The following is a 16,327-nucleotide window of genomic DNA, read 5'->3' as shown; positions in this document are numbered from 1 at the left end:
CTGAAGGGAATAAAAGTGTAAGACTTTTATAGAGGAGTGCTTTCCAATGCAGAGGAATTATTGGATAATAACTTTCGGTATTGTTTGGACTATTATTTTTTCAAGTATGAGCTTTTATTGGGCAATGGATGGCTTACTTGGTGTTAGATCTCTAGGAGCGTCTATTTATGAAATGTCCCTAAACCCTTCCCCTTCGTTCATCACGATTGTTTGGCTTACCGGTTTTATTAAATTACTTGGTTTAATATTATTGTTGATTCTTCTTGTTCAATGGAAGAATCCTATAATAATCAGAATTCTTATTACGCTTCGAAAATTGTAGGGTCCTTATTGTTCTTATATGGATTTCTTAATTTCGTCACTATTACATTAAGTACGTTTAATATTTTAGAATTTGATTTAGATTCATATGCATCGTTTTGGAGGTTAATTTTCTGGGAACCTTTTTGGATGATCGGTGGAGCTTTTTACTTTTTTTCCATAAAAAATATTAAATCTTTATTCAACTACTGAGGGATTTTCTTTAAGAATCCATTCTGAGACAATCTTCCAGAATAGGTAGAGATTGCTTATAAGTGTCTCTTTTCTACTTCAATTAACGGGTGCGTTACTTGAAAAGGTAGTGACCCCTAAAAGTTAAAGTTTAAAATCATGCAGCTGTTTGGCTAGTTTGAGTTCGGTATTGTATTGGACTTAAACCAGCCATTCTTTGTGGTGATGCTAAAGATAAATGCCCTGTCACACCGCCTAAAGTGAAACGGGAACACTGGGGTTTTAATGACCCAGCAAGAGCAGAAGGAACGGGAGAAGAAAAATGGGCAGTTTTCCAGCGTGTTCGCAATGAAATTAGCGAACGCATCAAACGCTTTGCCGAAATAGGGGAATAACCAAAAAGCACCAAGGAACTTTCTTGGTGCTTATTAGGTATACATTAATCTTAACTAACAAACCGAAATGATTCACTTAATCTTTTCATACTTTTTGTCTTTAATCTAAATGATACTTTTGTATAATTACTTCGAAAATATCCCGTAAAACTTGGATATTTTGCTGACTTACCATTAGTAAAATTCCGCCTTCAATCATGGCAACAATGGATTCTGCATCTTTTTTAGGATTGATTGATTGATCTAACTGATGGTTTTCCATCATTTCCGTTAAGATATCAGCAACTGAGTTAATCCAGTGATTAAAAAATTCATTAATCTTTATTCTAAATTCTTCATCTTGGGTACTCATTTCGATTGCCAAATTTCCCATTGCGCATCCATACTTAATCTCCATTTCCGCATGACTTGTCTCTGCCCATTGGAGCATGCGTTGTAGTTTAGTGACAGGGTCATTTGAAGTATTCAGAATACCAATAATTAACTGTTCTTCCCAATCTTTAACCAGATCTTCAACAACCGCTAATCCAAGATCATGTTTTGATTGAAAATAATGATAAAATTGTCCCTTACCAATCTTAGCAGCTTCCATAATATCGCTAACTGATGTCGCTTGGTAGCCTTTTGAGTGTATTACCTCTCTAGATATAAGAATAATTCCCTGTTTTTTAGACGACATAATACCACAACCTCAATCCTGGTAACTTTGAATCATATTAGCCATGTGTGCATAGGAACCGCCAGCACGTAATGCAGAAGTAACCAAGATTGCCTCTGCAAGTTCTTCACTTGTTGCACCGAGTTTTTCTGCTTTTTTCGTATGGACATCAATGCAATATGGACATTGACTGGCTACACCGGATGCAGTTGCGATGATTTCTTTAAACTTAGCGGTAAGTTTTCCTTCTTTAGTAGCCGCAGTACTAAATGCTGTATAGCCTTTGAATCCTTCAGGAGCAAACTTACCTATATTTCGTAAATTTTTTAAATTAGAACGAGCATAAAGAACATCTGATGCACCTGCATCTTTTGCGTTGTGGATATGCGTACTGTGAGTAACTGCGCCACCTGCTTCCACACTGGTAGCAACAAATACTGCTTCAACTAATTCTTCTAATGATGCTCCCGCTTTTTTTGCTTTCTTCGTATGAGAGTCAATACAATACGGACACTGGGTAATATGTGCAATTGCTACAGCAACAATTTCTTTCTCTTTTTGAGTAAGAGCACCTTCACTAAATACGGCATGATTAAAATCATGGAAAGCTTGAAATTGCTCTGGCGCTAAATCTTTTAATTGAGCTAGATTCTGCGTATTTTCTTTTGCATATAAATTTGTTGGCATGTTCAAAACTCCCTTTTACTTTTCTATTTAGTATAACCTTAATTATATATTAACATTACTGTTTACCGACTGTTCGGTACAATAATAATAACACTATTTCCGATTAGGTCCAGGAAATATGGTTGCGGTCCTTTTGAGAGCAAAAATTTTATCTTGCCAATTCTGTAGTAGGCATGTTAAGTTAAAAATGTACCGACCGGTAGGTACTGATTAAAAATATAATTTTATTAAGGAGTGTTTATAAATGGCTGATATGAAAATAAATGTAAATGCTGTGTGGAATGAAGGGGTAACAGGGAATGGAACACTTAAATCAGAGAATCTGGATACAAAAATCGCTATTCCAACATTTTTAGGAGGCAGTGGTAAGGGAGCAAATCCAAAAGAGGTTCTAGTTTCTTCTGTCACTACTTGCTACGCAGCAACACTTACGTTTGCGCTTGAAAGTAGAAAACTACCAGTTGCAGAACTTATAGTAAATTCTGAGGCAAATATATCTGATAATGAGTTTAAAATTACTCACTATCCGCATATCGTTTTATCTGCTGATGCAACAGAAGAACAGATTCAATCCGCACAAAGAGCAACTGAAGCTGCTGATAAAGGATGCGAAGTAGGAAATTTATTGAAAAAAGCAGATGTTAAAATTGAAATTCAAGGTAAGGTTTCTTCAAAATAGTCTGATTAGGTTAATAGTTTTAGAAATGCATTTTAGACCCTTCAAATAAAAGGTCTTTTAAAATCAAGGCGGCGGTTATGCTGCCTTAATTTAAATTCATTGGTAAAAAATAGAGGGAGTGTGTCAAATGGCAATGATTATTACAGAAAGGGCATCAGAAGAATTGAACAAAAAAATTGGGGATCAAAAAGGATATCTTAAAATTCAAAACGTAATGGAAGGGCTCGCCTGTGGGGCTGGAGTACCTACTTTGCATTTTGTCCCAACCAGAGATGAAACACAAGATATTCTATTTGAGACTAACGATCGTCCTGTATTGTTGGAGAAATCAAAGATCATATTCTTTGACGACAAGGACTTAAAAATTGATTATTCGGATTCAGTGAACAGCTTTCAGTTAAAAAGCCCACAACAAATAATAAATGGAAGAATGTCATTTATTATGAATAATATAATTTGATTAAATCTAGTTTTCCACTCTTTGATCTCCCACAATACCAGATAATAATACCATTAGCTATTCAAGAAAAGGGTACTATCCAAGACCAAGGGTGAGTACTCATTTTTCATTTAGCGTCCAATTTATGAAACAATGCCTTTAAAGATGATTAGATTCATATGTTAATACTTTGAAGAGATTGTGAAATAATGTACTTAAATTAATGGGTGCAAGAGTTGAACAAGGCAATCAGAATTTGATTGGCTTTTCTTTTTCTAATAATGTTAGGAATATTATGTTAATATTAAATGAAATGCTGCTGAGCTATCTGGTAAAAGGGTCATCATTTTTTTTAGGAATATTTATTTTACAGGGGATGTAAAAATGGGAAAAGACAAAGAAACACCTGAAGTAAGAAGAGAAAAAATGAGACAAGGAGAATTAAAAAAACCTTCTAGTAGTATCCACGGGAGCAATCTTGCTGATTTAGTGGGTGGTTTTGGTTGGAAAGGTACTGGAATATTGATTCTTGTATTAATGATTGGTGGTGGTTACTTTTTATTGAAATTTAATCCACCATTAGAGATAGGTACTATTGCTTCTAGTGATGATAATAAATCAGTTGTTATCGGTATTGGTAACAACGGTTTTCGTGAAGTAAAAATATTAAGTGTATCGATCAATAATAATGAAAAACCTTTAAAAACAAGCTTGCAAGTTAGTAATGCATTGCAAGGGTTCACCATAACAGATGATTATAACAGTGAAGAAGCGAAAAAATATGGTTTTACTAATATAGATGAGGTAGTCATAAAAACAGGAACTTCACCATCATCTAATTTTGAAAAATTAGATGATGGAACTGCATCAAAAGATGACGAAATATATGGGATTAGTGTTACTCATAATGAAGCAATAAACAGTATTAATATAGAATATAGTTATTTTGGAATGACATTTAATAATACCGTGTATTTATAATCAACTAAAAAGTAGAAATTTAAAGAGGGTTAAAAATGAATAAAGAAACAGCCAATAATATAAGACAAGATTTAACTGCCGATTGTTCTAAATGCTTTGGTCTCTGCTGCACAGCACTTAATATTATTGCATCCAGCGATTTTCCAATTAATAAACCCGCAGCTACTCCCTGCATGAATTTACAATCCGATTATAGTTGCCAAATTCATAGCCAGTTGAGAGAAAAAGGATTCAAAGGCTGTACAGTATATGACTGTTTAGGTGCTGGACAAATCGTTTCTCAGGTTACTTTTAATGGTCAAAGTTGGCGAGATAATCCTGAAACTGGTGAAAAAATGTTCCAAGTGTTTCCCATAATGGAACAAATTCATGAAATGATTGCGTATGCAGCAGAAGCTATGTCGTACGATATTTCAAATGACCTGTCTGATGAGTTGGGTCAGAAATTAAAAGAGTTACAAGATTTAACGAAATTGGGTGCTGACGAACTATTATCTCTTGATCTGGTGATCTACCGATTTTCGTTGAATGAATTACTTACAGTAGCAAGTGATTCTATTAGAGAAAATATTATTGCAAAGTTAATTGGTGCTAATAAGGTTAAAGATTTTGACCATGCACGAGCCGACTGGATCGGAAAAAAATTAAAGGATAAAGATTTGAGGGCAACTGATTTTAGAGGAGCATATTTAATTGCTGCCGATATGCGAAATGCTGATTTAAGAGCAGTGAATTTTATTGGTGCTGATTTACGTGATGCTGATATTAGTGGGGCTGATCTTTCTACCAGTATGTTTTTGACACAAATGCAAATTAATTCGGCTAAAGGTGATGTGAAAACGAAATTGCCTTCTTATATACAACTACCTTCTCATTGGAGTAACTGATTTTGTTCTTTTTGTTTTTGGAGCTTTAACTTAAAAATGTGATTGTTGCTATGGGTATTTATTTTTATTATGGATAGTTTAGTCATTTGATTCATTTTTCGAGGGGGTACTTCCAATCAATGGAGTATAATATAAATTCGCAGAGGCAATCAATTTTTATTACAATCTTTATTGTCTTACTGTGGAATGTACTGGCAGATTATTACGGACAATCTTTATCGCTATTCTTATTCGTTTTATTAATAGCTATTTGGTTAGCTTCTTTTCGGTTTAAATTTACCATCCACAGGGAGCATTTAATATACCAGATATTATTATTCAATAAACCCATCATCAAAAAGAATATTTATCCCGACCAAATAAATCAACTGAAATTGATACGTGTTGGATGGGCTAAAAAAGCTGCGATTATAAAGATGAAAAAAGGAATCAACATTAGATTATGCGTACTTTAACCTCAAGAAGCGTATGAACATTTAACTGAATTTGCAGAGAAGAACGATATAACGATATTTAGAACTAAGGACTATTTAATTTTGGATAGAATGAATTAAAATTGCTATTCAACTATCGGGTGCGTTGATCCAAGAAGGATTAACCACCTTTTTAGTAGAATCTATTGTATTATCGGGGCGGAATAATTGAATAAAGAAGATTGAAAGAAAAGTAATTCACAAAAGGGATGGATAAAAGGTGGATATATTACTCTGGATAACTATTGGTTTCATAATAATCGGATTTGTTGTACTCACTTCTTTGAAAAAAGGAATGGAAAGTAAGCTCGCTTTTATAACAGAAAATATGGAAGGCAAGGAAAGTTCAGCAAAAGCTAAATCTATAATTTGGTGGATAGTGAGTACCACTGCTTGGGGAATAGTGAGTATGATTCTTATTTTTTGGTGTATTCATAATCACATTGGATAACCGTTGGTTTTAAATGTACTTAAACAAACGGGTGTTTTTACACAACAATAAAATCGTCATTTGGGTGGTCTTTATTAACTAAAGGGACAGTTTAGTTTAAGTATCTCGTCGAAACTTTGCTGATATATATTTCGTATAAATGATTATATGTATATTATTAAAATAAATTGCGTCAAATGAGGGCTTCTTATGAGAAAAATAAGTTTAAAGCTGGTGTTTGTTTTTATATTTATTTTAACAGGGTGTGACGGTTTGGATTATAGACTATGCCATACCTAAAAACGAAGAGAATTATCCGCTGTTTATCGCTTTATGTTTAGCATATATTACTAATCCAATCGTTCAGTGTATCTTAGTAAAAAGGCATATAGATTAAAGTTTCTTTAGTAAGTTAACGGTGCGTTAGAATTTACTTGGAGGTGATCTGTGACAATGGAATTGATTTTTACTTTGGTGATAATTCTGGGAATTGCTTTACTTATAGATAAGATATACGCAAGAGTTAATTTAGAGAATTATTCTCCGATTTGGGAATATTTCTTTAAAGCCTTTCTATATGGATTTATCACAGTATTTACATTATTTTATGGCAAGGAATCGCTAAATGATGTCTCCCCGCTTGAATGGGCTATTATTGCAGTTTCTGCAATCGAAGGAACAGGGAACTATATTAATTATGTAAAAGAATCAAAGAAGAGAAAAGAAGCAAGAAACTAATCCCAAACAAGGAACATTATCAGCAAGTTGTTTGTTTACAACTAATGCTAGTGGTATTCACTTTTTCAAAAATCCCTCATTCATTTAGTTAAAAAACAAGAGCTTTCGCTAGTTTTAGACCAAAATTTAAGTGAAATGATTTTTTTATTTAGGTGAGAAAATGTTGTACTTAAGGTAACAGGTGGGATTCTTCAATTACGAAGATCCTTTTTTATTCAAGTAACAGGGCAGGTTTATTGAAGAGGCTAAGTGAAAATACTGTCTTATGAAGGAGGGATTATGTGAAACCACGAATTTCAGTAATTACATTGGGTGTAGATGATTTGGAAAGATCTTTGAAATTTTATCAGGATGGACTTGGGTTACCAACACTAGGCATAGTAGGTAAAGAATTTGAGCACGGTATGGTAGCCTTTTTCGACTTACAATCATATCTAAAACTTGCAATATGGAATCGTAAAGATATAGCTTACGACACCAATATTAAGCAGACACCAACAAGTCCCACTGAATTTACAATTGGTCATAATGTTAACAGTAAAGAAGAGGTCGATAAGGTAATAGAACAAGCAGAGAAAGCAGGTGCAGTAGTTACAGTTCCAGGCCACGAAACCTTTTGGGGTGGATACTCTGGATACTTCCAAGATCCAGACGGGCATTTGTGGGAAGTGGTTTGGAATCCAGATTGGGAGATAACGGAATAAATTCAAGACGATTTCTTCTTCAATAAACAGATGTAAAAGTTAAAGATGAGATCGAACAATAGCTATCTTTTTCATATTGTACTATTAGGACAGGATAGTTGGTTATTGAAATAACATTATGTTATTTTGCTTGGGGGAAGTGAAATAAACGTGAAAAGACATACTAAGTAGGAAAGGTAAATTTTTGGTCGGGTTTTCTACTTTTTATTTCAGAATTATTATTTTTAATGAAAGTGGTGTAATGGCGGAAGATATTCCAGAAGTCTTACATCCTTTTTTCTTACCATCAATTATAAAAGGGCTGATTCTACTTGTTATTTCTAATTTCTTTAAAAAGAAGGACGCTAGTTGTTTTTAGTAACTTATATTGTGCTAAAGGGGCAGGTACTTGAAAAAGAAACCATTTTTAATTATCTTTTATATTACAATAATAAAGGTGGTTCTTAATTGAAGCAATTTGAATACAAAGTGGAAAACATTCAAATCCAATTGAAGAACGGTATTGATTTTAATACAGCAATGACTGAAAAGTTAAATTCGCTTGAAAAAGAAGATTGGGAATTGACAGGTGTTAATGGAACATCATTTTATTTTAAAAAGTGGCTGGGAATTTCAAATACAAGAGGATAGTGGCTATATAAGGTGGTAAGACACAAATACCAATTACAGAGTTGTGAACAAGAATTTATGTGATTTTAAAATTACAAGGGAGTGGAAAGATTAAGTGTTATTGTGAAGTATTTCACTCAAATTATAGGGTGTGTTAATCCAAAAAGGGTTAGCGTGCATTTTGTCGGATTTATTGTAGTAATGGGGCAGTACTAAGGGGGGAAGATTTGTGAAACAAGAGTTCCACTGGTATATATATATAGCTAAAAATATATTTAAATCAAGATTCTTTATTTGAAAATAATTTAAAGAAGGTTTATTATTAACTTGTTCACGAAAGTAAAAAAAATTGTACTTGGAGTTGAAAGGAGAAATTCATAATGGGAAAATTAGATGGAAAAGTAGCAATCATTACAGGGGCAGCACAAGGTATGGGTGCTATGCATGTTCGTAAATTCGTGGAAGAAGGCGCGAAAGTGGCTATTACTGACCTTAACTTGGAAGGTGCACAAAAACTAGCCGATGAATTAGGAGAAAACGCAATCGCTCTTAAATTAGATGTTGCTAGTGAAGAGAACTGGGTAGAAGTTGTAGCAAAAACAGAAGAAACGTTTGGTCCTATCAACGTGTTAGTAAACAACGCAGGAATTGGTATCTTCAAAACATTAGAAGAACTAACTGTAAAAGACTTCGAATTAACATTTAAAGTAGACGAGCTTGGCGTATTCTTAGGAATGCAAAAAGTACTTCCTTCTATGAAAAAAGCTGGCGTAGGTTCTATTGTTAACATTTCATCTGTAGATGGTTTGGTAAGTGCGCCAACGGCTATTGCTTATAGTGCTTCTAAACATGCTGTAACTGGTATGACTAAAGGTGCGGCTACTGAGCTTGGACAATATAATATCCGTGTAAATTCTGTACATCCTGGAATTATCAAAACACCTATGGCTGACCAACCAGATGTTGAAGAATATCTAAAACAACTTGAGCAAGATATTCCACTAAGAAGAAGAGCAGAAGTAGAAGAAGTTTCTAATTTAGTTGTATACCTTGCTTCTGACGATTCTAGTTATTCAACTGGAGCACAATTCGTTGTCGATGGCGGTATGATTTCAGATTTGTAATAAATATTAAACCTAAACACCCCAACATTTAGAAGTTGGGGTGTTTTAGTTATAATCATTAAGTTCTTTACCATAGTAATTCATAAAGGTGTAATTATAGCGTTAGTAAATTTAACTTTTAGTGTAAGTGTTCTGTTGTTTATTATGTTAAGGTATCATATTTTTTAATAATCCATGTAATAATTATACATAACAAGCCACTAACTAAGAAGGTATACAAAAATGATTTACCACCGATTGTGTGATAGTTTATGAAGAAAATACTAAGAAAAATTAGCATACTTCCAATCACTCCAAGAAATATTATAAATTTCTTTGTGTTTTTAAATAGAAAATATCCAAATAGAATAAGTAAATGTAGACTACTTAAAGTCATCAATATAGGAAACAGCGGAAGGTATTTAGCAGCAAAAACAAAATAATCAAGAATTACAATGTCACTAGCCTTAGTTACTTCCCCATTTAATAATTGGGAGAAAGGTGTTGTATGGTCCCAACTAAATATATCTTGTAAAATTCCACTTCCTTCAAACCAAGCAGCTACTGTTGAGAAAAGAAACACAAATATAGCAAAACCAACTTGTACCCAATAAATAATCATACTTACCCCCCTTAATAAAAATCATGAGCAACGCCATGTCCGTTTATTAATGCAAAATTCATCCAACTACACTTTAGTCCCTTCAGTTGTAGATGTCTCAATAATTATTATATAATTAAAAAAATTATAGATCTATGTAGTAGTGACTAATTCCAAGGCGGTTAAATGAATGTTCTTTAACTGAAGTGCTTCCGATTACTTATCCTCGGTGGATGAGGGCATATCATGGTCATCCTTCTGATGGTTTGCAATTGCGGAATTTATTATGGAGTTAAAATTTCAATTGACTTATTCTAACAGATGTAATCCTAGAAGAAGGTATGATGGATTTACTATTGTAATAATATTTATTTAGGGGATAAGGGGGGAATTACATGAGAGCAGACGAACGGATAGGCAAATGGATAGAAAGGTATGAAGAAAATGGTTATATAAATGGTTCAATTTTGATAGCTTCTAATAAAGATATCATTTTAAATAAAGGTTTTGGTATGGCAAATTGGGAGCATTCGGTATCCAATAAACCTACAACCAAATTTCGCATCGGCTCACTTACTAAGGCTTTTACATCTATGGGTATATATCAATTACATGAAAAAGGGAAATTGTGTATAGATGATTGTATAGGGAAGTATCTTCCTGATTACCCACTTGGTGAAAATATTACTCTCTATCATTGTTTAACAAGCACTACAGGAATTCCAAATTACACAAGTTTTCCCGACTTTTGGTCTAAAACAATGAGACTGCCGATGACCTTAGAACAACTGATTGATTCGTTCAAACATCTGGAGTTGAATTTCGAACCAGGTATGAAATTTGAATATTCAAGTTCAGGTTATACATTACTAACAGCAATTATTGAAAAAGTTTCAGGCATGTCCTATGCAGAATACATAAAAGAAAAAATATGTCGTCCCTTGGGTATGAGTAATACAGGCTGTGATGACGGAATTGAGATAGTTGCAGACTTAGCTTCAGGCTATTCATTCTGGGAAAAACCAATTCACTCAGCATATGCAGATTTATCCTTTCCTTTAGGAGCCTATGGATTATATTCAACAACAGAAGATTTGTTCCTTTGGGATCAGGCATTAGAATCATCTCAGCTCCTAAATAAAGAACTTATGGAGAAAATGTTTTCACCAAATATTAGTTCGTACGCATCTGGTTGGATGGTATCGGAAATGTTGGGTAGAAAATGTGTGCACCATTTTGGAGATATTAGTGGTTTTTGTAGCAATTTCCTCAGATTTGTTGATGAGCAAGTTACGGTAATCTTTCTTAGCAATATAAACGTTACGCCTGTAACACATTTAACTCAAGAAATGGCTAGGGTACTTTTTGATGAACAAGTATCATTACCTCTTTCTACTCAACCAATCAACTTTACTAACACGGAGCTTATTGCTGGGAAGTATCTTATTGAAAATGATGAGAGTAAAATTTTAGATATCACTTTAAAAAATGGTGAACTATATTTAACAGTTCCTAAGATGTATGGAGTATTATATAAATTTAAACTTATTCCAGTCAGTCACAATCCAACAAAAACAACTTTCTTAACCGAAATGGTTAATGAGCAACTTATATTCCATTATTGCTCGTTAGGAAAGATAGAAAGTGTAGAGTATAAAGACTTTAATGGCAATAAATATATAGCTTATAAGGACTTATAATTTCTAAATATTATTCAGCAATTGGATTCAATAAGGATTGACGTTCGTAGAAGTTATTGTACTAAGGGGAGAATTTAGTTAAAGAGCGTTGTATAACTTATGTTCAGCAACCTGGTTATATTTTTATTAAAACTTAAATGATTTACAAACTCAATAAGCAAAATTTCCACTAAGAATATGATAGAATTAATTAAAAAAATTTTCCATCAGTAGGAGAGAGAGAAAATGAAAAACTATATATTTGATTTTGACGGCACGCTAGCAGATTCTAAGTTATGTAGTGTAATTGCAACTCAATCTGCCTTTAAAGAGTTTGGTTTGAATGTTCCAAGTACTGAACAAATTGAACATTTTATGGGTATTCCAATTGAGGTGTCATTTAAAGAAATGACAGATTATGTTTTTACAGATGAATCCTTTAATTATCTTCTTCAAATTTTCCGTAATCATTACAAAGCAAATGAAATTGAGAGTCTTGTCGTTTTTCCAAATATTCCAGAATTGTTGAGTGAGTTAAAAGCAGAAGATAGACAGTTATTTGTTGTTTCAAGTAAAAAGACTGATGTTTTGATTCGAAACTTACAAAAATTAAATATTGATACATATTTCAAAGATATTATCGGATCAGATAAAGTCAAACATTATAAACCCCATCCAGATGGTGTTTTAAAAATAGTGAAGTTATATGATTTAATTATAGAAGAAACTGTAATGATAGGTGACGCTATATTTGATTTACAAATGGCAAAATCAGCAAACGTTGCTTCTTGTGGTGTGACCTGGGGAAGTCATAAAAGAGAAAAATTATTAGAGGAAGAGCCTACATTCTTAATTGATGAGGTAAATCAATTATTGCAGCTTGAAGATTTTCGTTTAAAAAAAGTTGACGGTTACTTAAATAGCTTATCCTCTATTTAAGTTCTTTAATGTTACTATTCCACAATCAGGCGCGTTTGTGGAATATGCTTCACTTAAATTCTTACACTTACGAATGCGTTACTTTAAGAGCCATCAGAAACTTATTGAGATATCGGAGCAGTAGAGTTCAATAAGAACTGTGAGTTGCATAATGTTATAACATCTATAATTATTTAGTTAGTGAAGTTATGGCCTGCCTATCAAGGAAAAGGGGTAGCTCAGAAGACTATAATTTTATTGAATAAATGTCCCCTCAAGCAGCCAGTTGGGAACTAGTTAAAATATCAGAGGAAAAAAGAAATTGTTATTTATATAAAAAATGGGTTATAACCAAACAGGAGGTAGCAGGAAAATAAATAATAAAACAACCCTTACTTTTTATAAAAAGGTTTGTTAAGCGAACTGTTGCGATGCTTCTATAACGAAGGATGGTTTTTCTTTTTTCTTTTGAAGCAACGGGGAAGTATAGTGAAAACAAGATTTGAATATAAAGCCTTGTGAAACTTAATAACATTATCCCTCGTATTACTTATCAAGGGGGAGTTTTATATGAAAAAACAAACGTATAAATTGTTTGTAATCGCTTTATTCACTTTAATGCTTTTATTGATAGCTGGTTGTACAGGAAATGCAGAGCAGGAAACACAGGATGAAAATATAGAGACAATTGAATCTCTATTACAGAACGCTCTTACAGGACCAAATGATGAATTAAAGAAAATATTTAATAGTGGGGAAATTGGAGACTTAGTACAGTATGATAAAGATCATTTTGAAGATTACTTTGCAAATGAAGCATCTTATATGGAATTTGTAAATAACAATAATAGTTCTGGAATACTGATTGAAGCATTAAAAAATGACTACAACTTTAAGGTTGAAAATATCGAATATGAGAAAACAGAATCTGATGAAATAATTTATGATTTCACCTTAGAACTACACTACCAAAAAGAAAGCAGCGAATCATTAGAAGTTGAAACGGTGAGTGGGCAAGCAAATTTAAATGAAGAACATAAAATTGAAGATATATTAATTCGTTTAGGTGATTTTTTGGGTTCTTTGAGTAATTAGGGTAATTTTATTAGCGCTATTATACATATAAGTACACAAGAAGCAACTTTGTTTCATTAGCATTGCTTTTTTAATTCATACGGGAAGTAGTGGAGATAATGAAGAATAACTATATTATTTATAATATTGTCGTACATACTGTCAATTGGTTCTTGCTCGGATTTATCGGTTTTCTCGCCTTTTTCCTTGTGATAAATATTAGCCCAGGCCCCAACTATGACGGTGTCAAATTCGTTTATATTGTTACACTGGTACTAATCTGGTCGGTTAATTACTGGTACCAATACTACAAGAATAGAAAATGGATTCTGCCAATAGCTGGAACTATTCTATTCGTCGTCATTGCTTTTCTTCTCTTGGGGGTAGTCGTGCCATTTCTGATTGAAATAATTTATTTTTAAATGATCTCGCAACCATGCCGAATGAAAATTAACAGAATTATCACTTTTGGTAAGCTAGCTAATATACTCAGTTCTTCTTGCCTTAACGGGTGCATTAGTTAAGCGAGTCCTTAATCGCTCTTTTCTATATGTGTTTAAGGAGGGGGTGCTTTTACTGTAATTGATTTTATCTCTACGTTATCTGAATGAATCTCACTACCAGTACATCGTTATATTAGTTTGTTTTTTTCATAGATAAGAACTTTATATACTAAATTCCATGTTTGTCCATTTCTTTTTTGCTTGTTCAACATAACTTGTATTAGTATTCAAATAAATCATTTTATTGGAGGCTTCTATGTTTAAGCAAATTAATATTGGTAAACTGTCCGTAAATGGGCTTGCACAAAATGCAAATATTAATATAGGAAAAAACTTGCAAAATAGCCATACATCAAACCTAAAATTAAATGGTGCTAATTTTTCAATGGGAGATTTTTCACCTTCTTTTTCTTTAATTTTCACTTCGAATCAAGATTCTGATATAAGTGATCAAGATCAAATTGAAAATCCATCTTCACCAGTACAATAGTCATCAATTGTTCATTAACATCAGCTATATTAAGAAATATAGGATCAAAATTTGTTGTAGTGAAAGCTAGATTACAAAAGGTAGGAACCTTCTGCAAAATAGACTCCTTCAAAACATGTATGGAGATGTATATGGACTTTTACTAATAAAATATAATCAATTTTAATTCAACTAAAAGGTGGTTTTCTTAAATATAAATAATCGTTATTATGTTCTTCCTTAACTTACGGGTGCTTTAATACTACAGTGAGAGCGTCAAAATGGCGGTCTTTTTTTACTAAAGGGACAGATAAGTTAAAGAGAGCCTAGTTTCCTAAGCCCTCTTTAGTTCATCAATTTTATTTTGAATTGTAAAATGGTGATAAATTGTCAAGGCAATAACTGTGATACTAAGAGCACTAGATAAAATGGTACTTCCAACAAGCAGCTGGTTAGTTCTTGAATTAGCCATTTGGATTCACCTCTTTCTACTGAGTTTGATTTGTAGAGGATAACTAATATATTTAAAGTACCCAACTGAACAAAATTTAGCCAATGGTATAATCCTAACTCATTCTTAAACTAATGGCTGCTATTGTTAAAGTGAGAGAAATAGCTGTTTTAATTACTTATGTAAAATAACAACAATAAGAGGAGGGTATAAATGAATTGGTCGGTATTGAAAGATTTAAAAACAATGTTGGGTTTCATAACATCTATTTTATCGGGGATAATTGCAATAGTCTTAGCAGTAAACAATAATGATTTATGGGTGTTACTTGTTATAGTTACGTTAATATTAATGATTTTGAGTGTATTTCGAGCGGATAAAATGTATAGGGGCAGAAATTAACTTCAACTATAAGTTAGAAGGGTAGCTCTAGGTGGCACATTTTTATGTCGTGATTTGTCGAGCAATAATGATATTAATGCAGGTTTTAGGATGGTAATATTTCATTATACTAATTTTTGCAGGAGGGAATTATGCGCGACTTTTGGTTAGTAGATGAAGACGATTCATACGTATTAAAGCCTATTAAAGAAGAGGATATTGTGGGTGCTGAGAAGAAATTAGGAGTAAAACTACCACAACTCTACAAGGAGTTAGTAAAAGAACAAAATGGCGGATACATAAAACGAACTGCTTTTCCAATTGAATTTTCAACTAGCTCAGTAGAAGACTTTATTTATATCGAAAGTATTTATGGTATTGGAGAAGAAGGTATTTTAGATTCTCTGTACCTTATTAATGAATGGGGACTTCCAGAGGATATCGTGCTTCTGGGTGGAGATGGTCATACTTGGATTGCAATGGATTATAGAGGAGGAGCTAGCGAACCTAGCATCGTCTATATTGAGGTAGAAGAAAAAGTTGATATTCAAATTGCTAGCAATTTTTCTAAGTTCATTGAAGGCCTCCAAGAGGAAGAGATGGTTATTGTTGATGAAGATGAGGCGGAAATCACTGATGATATGGAGATGCCAGAGCTGCATGACATAACTAAAGAAGAAGCGGAAAACATATTTAAAACAAGCAATGATGAAGAACTAATTGTGCCTACTCTTACAAATATACATATAGGTGATAATGATATTAATTGGTTACTAGAACAACTTATTTCTCTTTTATATAGAAATATTAGTGAGGAAATGGCAGTAGAAATCGCTGATAAACTATATGAATATTCATACCTTCGAGCGGAAATGGACCATAATAAATATTCATTTTTGATAGATAAGCTGGAAGAAATTCCTGATCCAGATATAAAGATTAGGTTGCAGATGATAGACGAAGTTGAGTGAGTTCA

Annotated in this window: 21 protein-coding genes and 1 pseudogene; 18 read left to right on the top strand and 4 right to left on the bottom strand. The window is 32.9% G+C overall.

What is annotated here, in order from left to right:
* Positions 1-46 precede the first annotated feature (46 nt).
* Complete coding sequence (locus D8M04_RS20380; protein ID WP_246001105.1) at positions 47-322, top strand: hypothetical protein; 276 nt, start codon at positions 47-49, stop codon at positions 320-322.
* Between the two features lie 385 nt (positions 323-707).
* Positions 708-887, top strand: a pseudogene (locus D8M04_RS20375) (low molecular weight phosphatase family protein); the annotation flags it as partial.
* Between the two features lie 100 nt (positions 888-987).
* Here D8M04_RS20375 and D8M04_RS04190 read toward each other — a convergent pair.
* Positions 988-1,566, bottom strand: a complete 579-nt coding sequence (locus D8M04_RS04190) for a TetR/AcrR family transcriptional regulator (protein WP_121521621.1) — start codon at positions 1,564-1,566, stop codon at positions 988-990.
* A 12-nt stretch (positions 1,567-1,578) separates the two neighbouring features.
* Complete coding sequence (locus tag D8M04_RS04185; protein ID WP_121521620.1) at positions 1,579-2,232, bottom strand: carboxymuconolactone decarboxylase family protein; 654 nt, start codon at positions 2,230-2,232, stop codon at positions 1,579-1,581.
* 244 nt (positions 2,233-2,476) lie between these two features.
* On the opposite strand from D8M04_RS04185, the gene D8M04_RS04180 reads away from it, so the two are divergent.
* The 9 genes from D8M04_RS04180 to D8M04_RS04135 all read left to right on the top strand — a co-directional run bounded on the left by D8M04_RS04180 (position 2,477) and on the right by D8M04_RS04135 (position 9,296).
* Positions 2,477-2,911 (top strand): OsmC family protein, encoded by a 435-nt coding sequence (locus D8M04_RS04180; RefSeq protein WP_121521619.1) that lies wholly within the window; start codon positions 2,477-2,479, stop codon positions 2,909-2,911.
* Positions 2,912-3,038: 127 nt separating this feature from the next.
* A complete protein-coding gene (locus tag D8M04_RS04175) occupies positions 3,039-3,371 on the top strand; it encodes an iron-sulfur cluster biosynthesis family protein (RefSeq protein WP_246001104.1) in 333 nt (110 codons plus the stop codon).
* A 363-nt stretch (positions 3,372-3,734) separates the two neighbouring features.
* Positions 3,735-4,331, top strand: coding sequence for a DUF6366 family protein (locus tag D8M04_RS20640; RefSeq protein ID WP_222928573.1), 597 nt, complete (start codon positions 3,735-3,737; stop codon positions 4,329-4,331).
* Positions 4,332-4,366: 35 nt separating this feature from the next.
* The gene (locus tag D8M04_RS04165) at positions 4,367-5,218 is read left to right on the top strand and encodes a pentapeptide repeat-containing protein (protein WP_121521618.1); all 852 of its coding nucleotides are present in this window, start codon (positions 4,367-4,369) and stop codon (positions 5,216-5,218) included.
* A 693-nt stretch (positions 5,219-5,911) separates the two neighbouring features.
* Positions 5,912-6,142, top strand: a complete 231-nt coding sequence (locus D8M04_RS20365; protein WP_121521616.1) for a hypothetical protein — start codon at positions 5,912-5,914, stop codon at positions 6,140-6,142.
* A gap of 426 nt (positions 6,143-6,568) precedes the next feature.
* Positions 6,569-6,859, top strand: a complete 291-nt coding sequence (locus tag D8M04_RS04150; protein ID WP_121521615.1) for a hypothetical protein — start codon at positions 6,569-6,571, stop codon at positions 6,857-6,859.
* Between the two features lie 281 nt (positions 6,860-7,140).
* On the top strand, positions 7,141-7,563 hold the full coding sequence (locus D8M04_RS04145; RefSeq protein WP_121521614.1) for a VOC family protein: 423 nt from the start codon (positions 7,141-7,143) through the stop codon (positions 7,561-7,563).
* A gap of 447 nt (positions 7,564-8,010) precedes the next feature.
* The gene (locus D8M04_RS04140; RefSeq protein WP_121521613.1) at positions 8,011-8,193 is read left to right on the top strand and encodes a hypothetical protein; all 183 of its coding nucleotides are present in this window, start codon (positions 8,011-8,013) and stop codon (positions 8,191-8,193) included.
* Positions 8,194-8,552: 359 nt separating this feature from the next.
* A complete protein-coding gene (locus tag D8M04_RS04135) occupies positions 8,553-9,296 on the top strand; it encodes an SDR family NAD(P)-dependent oxidoreductase (protein WP_121521612.1) in 744 nt (247 codons plus the stop codon).
* Positions 9,297-9,438: 142 nt separating this feature from the next.
* Here D8M04_RS04135 and D8M04_RS04130 read toward each other — a convergent pair whose 3' ends face one another.
* Complete coding sequence (locus D8M04_RS04130) at positions 9,439-9,897, bottom strand: DUF4306 domain-containing protein (RefSeq protein WP_121521611.1); 459 nt, start codon at positions 9,895-9,897, stop codon at positions 9,439-9,441.
* A 374-nt stretch (positions 9,898-10,271) separates the two neighbouring features.
* On the opposite strand from D8M04_RS04130, the gene D8M04_RS04125 reads away from it, so the two are divergent.
* The 5 genes from D8M04_RS04125 to D8M04_RS04105 all read left to right on the top strand — a co-directional run bounded on the left by D8M04_RS04125 (position 10,272) and on the right by D8M04_RS04105 (position 14,540).
* Positions 10,272-11,576, top strand: coding sequence for a serine hydrolase domain-containing protein (locus D8M04_RS04125; protein ID WP_121521610.1), 1,305 nt, complete (start codon positions 10,272-10,274; stop codon positions 11,574-11,576).
* Positions 11,577-11,801: 225 nt separating this feature from the next.
* Positions 11,802-12,494, top strand: a complete 693-nt coding sequence (locus tag D8M04_RS04120) for an HAD family hydrolase (RefSeq protein ID WP_121521609.1) — start codon at positions 11,802-11,804, stop codon at positions 12,492-12,494.
* 549 nt (positions 12,495-13,043) lie between these two features.
* Complete coding sequence (locus tag D8M04_RS04115; protein WP_121521608.1) at positions 13,044-13,568, top strand: hypothetical protein; 525 nt, start codon at positions 13,044-13,046, stop codon at positions 13,566-13,568.
* A gap of 98 nt (positions 13,569-13,666) precedes the next feature.
* Positions 13,667-13,969, top strand: coding sequence for a hypothetical protein (locus tag D8M04_RS04110; RefSeq protein WP_121521607.1), 303 nt, complete (start codon positions 13,667-13,669; stop codon positions 13,967-13,969).
* A gap of 337 nt (positions 13,970-14,306) precedes the next feature.
* The gene (locus D8M04_RS04105) at positions 14,307-14,540 is read left to right on the top strand and encodes a spore germination protein (protein ID WP_121521606.1); all 234 of its coding nucleotides are present in this window, start codon (positions 14,307-14,309) and stop codon (positions 14,538-14,540) included.
* A 313-nt stretch (positions 14,541-14,853) separates the two neighbouring features.
* Here D8M04_RS04105 and D8M04_RS19965 read toward each other — a convergent pair whose 3' ends face one another.
* Positions 14,854-14,991: a hypothetical protein gene (locus D8M04_RS19965; protein ID WP_158595077.1), complete on the bottom strand. Its 138-nt coding sequence runs from the start codon at positions 14,989-14,991 to the stop codon at positions 14,854-14,856.
* 192 nt (positions 14,992-15,183) lie between these two features.
* On the opposite strand from D8M04_RS19965, the gene D8M04_RS04100 reads away from it, so the two are divergent.
* Both D8M04_RS04100 and D8M04_RS04095 read left to right on the top strand, forming a co-directional pair.
* Positions 15,184-15,372 carry a hypothetical protein gene (locus D8M04_RS04100; RefSeq protein ID WP_121521605.1) on the top strand — a complete coding sequence of 63 codons (189 nt, stop codon included), beginning with the start codon at positions 15,184-15,186 and terminating at the stop codon, positions 15,370-15,372.
* Positions 15,373-15,503: 131 nt separating this feature from the next.
* Positions 15,504-16,322 carry an SMI1/KNR4 family protein gene (locus D8M04_RS04095; RefSeq protein ID WP_121521604.1) on the top strand — a complete coding sequence of 273 codons (819 nt, stop codon included), beginning with the start codon at positions 15,504-15,506 and terminating at the stop codon, positions 16,320-16,322.
* Positions 16,323-16,327 lie beyond the last annotated feature (5 nt).

Source organism: Oceanobacillus piezotolerans, assembly GCF_003665065.1.
GTDB lineage: Bacteria > Bacillota > Bacilli > Bacillales > Amphibacillaceae > Oceanobacillus > Oceanobacillus piezotolerans.
This window is presented reverse-complemented; position numbering and strand designations above follow the sequence as displayed.

What these genes read in the sequence shown, in the direction of transcription:
- D8M04_RS20380 (WP_246001105.1), top strand. Translation starts at nt 47, where the DNA reads ATGCAGAGGAATTATTGGATAATAACTTTCGGTATTGTTTGGACTATT.
- D8M04_RS04190 (WP_121521621.1), bottom strand. Translation starts at nt 1,566, where the DNA reads ATGTCGTCTAAAAAACAGGGAATTATTCTTATATCTAGAGAGGTAATA.
- D8M04_RS04185 (WP_121521620.1), bottom strand. Translation starts at nt 2,232, where the DNA reads ATGCCAACAAATTTATATGCAAAAGAAAATACGCAGAATCTAGCTCAA.
- D8M04_RS04180 (WP_121521619.1), top strand. Translation starts at nt 2,477, where the DNA reads ATGGCTGATATGAAAATAAATGTAAATGCTGTGTGGAATGAAGGGGTA.
- D8M04_RS04175 (WP_246001104.1), top strand. Translation starts at nt 3,039, where the DNA reads ATGGCAATGATTATTACAGAAAGGGCATCAGAAGAATTGAACAAAAAA.
- D8M04_RS20640 (WP_222928573.1), top strand. Translation starts at nt 3,735, where the DNA reads ATGGGAAAAGACAAAGAAACACCTGAAGTAAGAAGAGAAAAAATGAGA.
- D8M04_RS04165 (WP_121521618.1), top strand. Translation starts at nt 4,367, where the DNA reads ATGAATAAAGAAACAGCCAATAATATAAGACAAGATTTAACTGCCGAT.
- D8M04_RS04135 (WP_121521612.1), top strand. Translation starts at nt 8,553, where the DNA reads ATGGGAAAATTAGATGGAAAAGTAGCAATCATTACAGGGGCAGCACAA.
- D8M04_RS04130 (WP_121521611.1), bottom strand. Translation starts at nt 9,897, where the DNA reads ATGATTATTTATTGGGTACAAGTTGGTTTTGCTATATTTGTGTTTCTT.
- D8M04_RS04125 (WP_121521610.1), top strand. Translation starts at nt 10,272, where the DNA reads ATGAGAGCAGACGAACGGATAGGCAAATGGATAGAAAGGTATGAAGAA.
- D8M04_RS04120 (WP_121521609.1), top strand. Translation starts at nt 11,802, where the DNA reads ATGAAAAACTATATATTTGATTTTGACGGCACGCTAGCAGATTCTAAG.
- D8M04_RS04115 (WP_121521608.1), top strand. Translation starts at nt 13,044, where the DNA reads ATGAAAAAACAAACGTATAAATTGTTTGTAATCGCTTTATTCACTTTA.
- D8M04_RS04110 (WP_121521607.1), top strand. Translation starts at nt 13,667, where the DNA reads ATGAAGAATAACTATATTATTTATAATATTGTCGTACATACTGTCAAT.
- D8M04_RS04105 (WP_121521606.1), top strand. Translation starts at nt 14,307, where the DNA reads ATGTTTAAGCAAATTAATATTGGTAAACTGTCCGTAAATGGGCTTGCA.
- D8M04_RS19965 (WP_158595077.1), bottom strand. Translation starts at nt 14,991, where the DNA reads ATGGCTAATTCAAGAACTAACCAGCTGCTTGTTGGAAGTACCATTTTA.
- D8M04_RS04100 (WP_121521605.1), top strand. Translation starts at nt 15,184, where the DNA reads ATGAATTGGTCGGTATTGAAAGATTTAAAAACAATGTTGGGTTTCATA.
- D8M04_RS04095 (WP_121521604.1), top strand. Translation starts at nt 15,504, where the DNA reads ATGCGCGACTTTTGGTTAGTAGATGAAGACGATTCATACGTATTAAAG.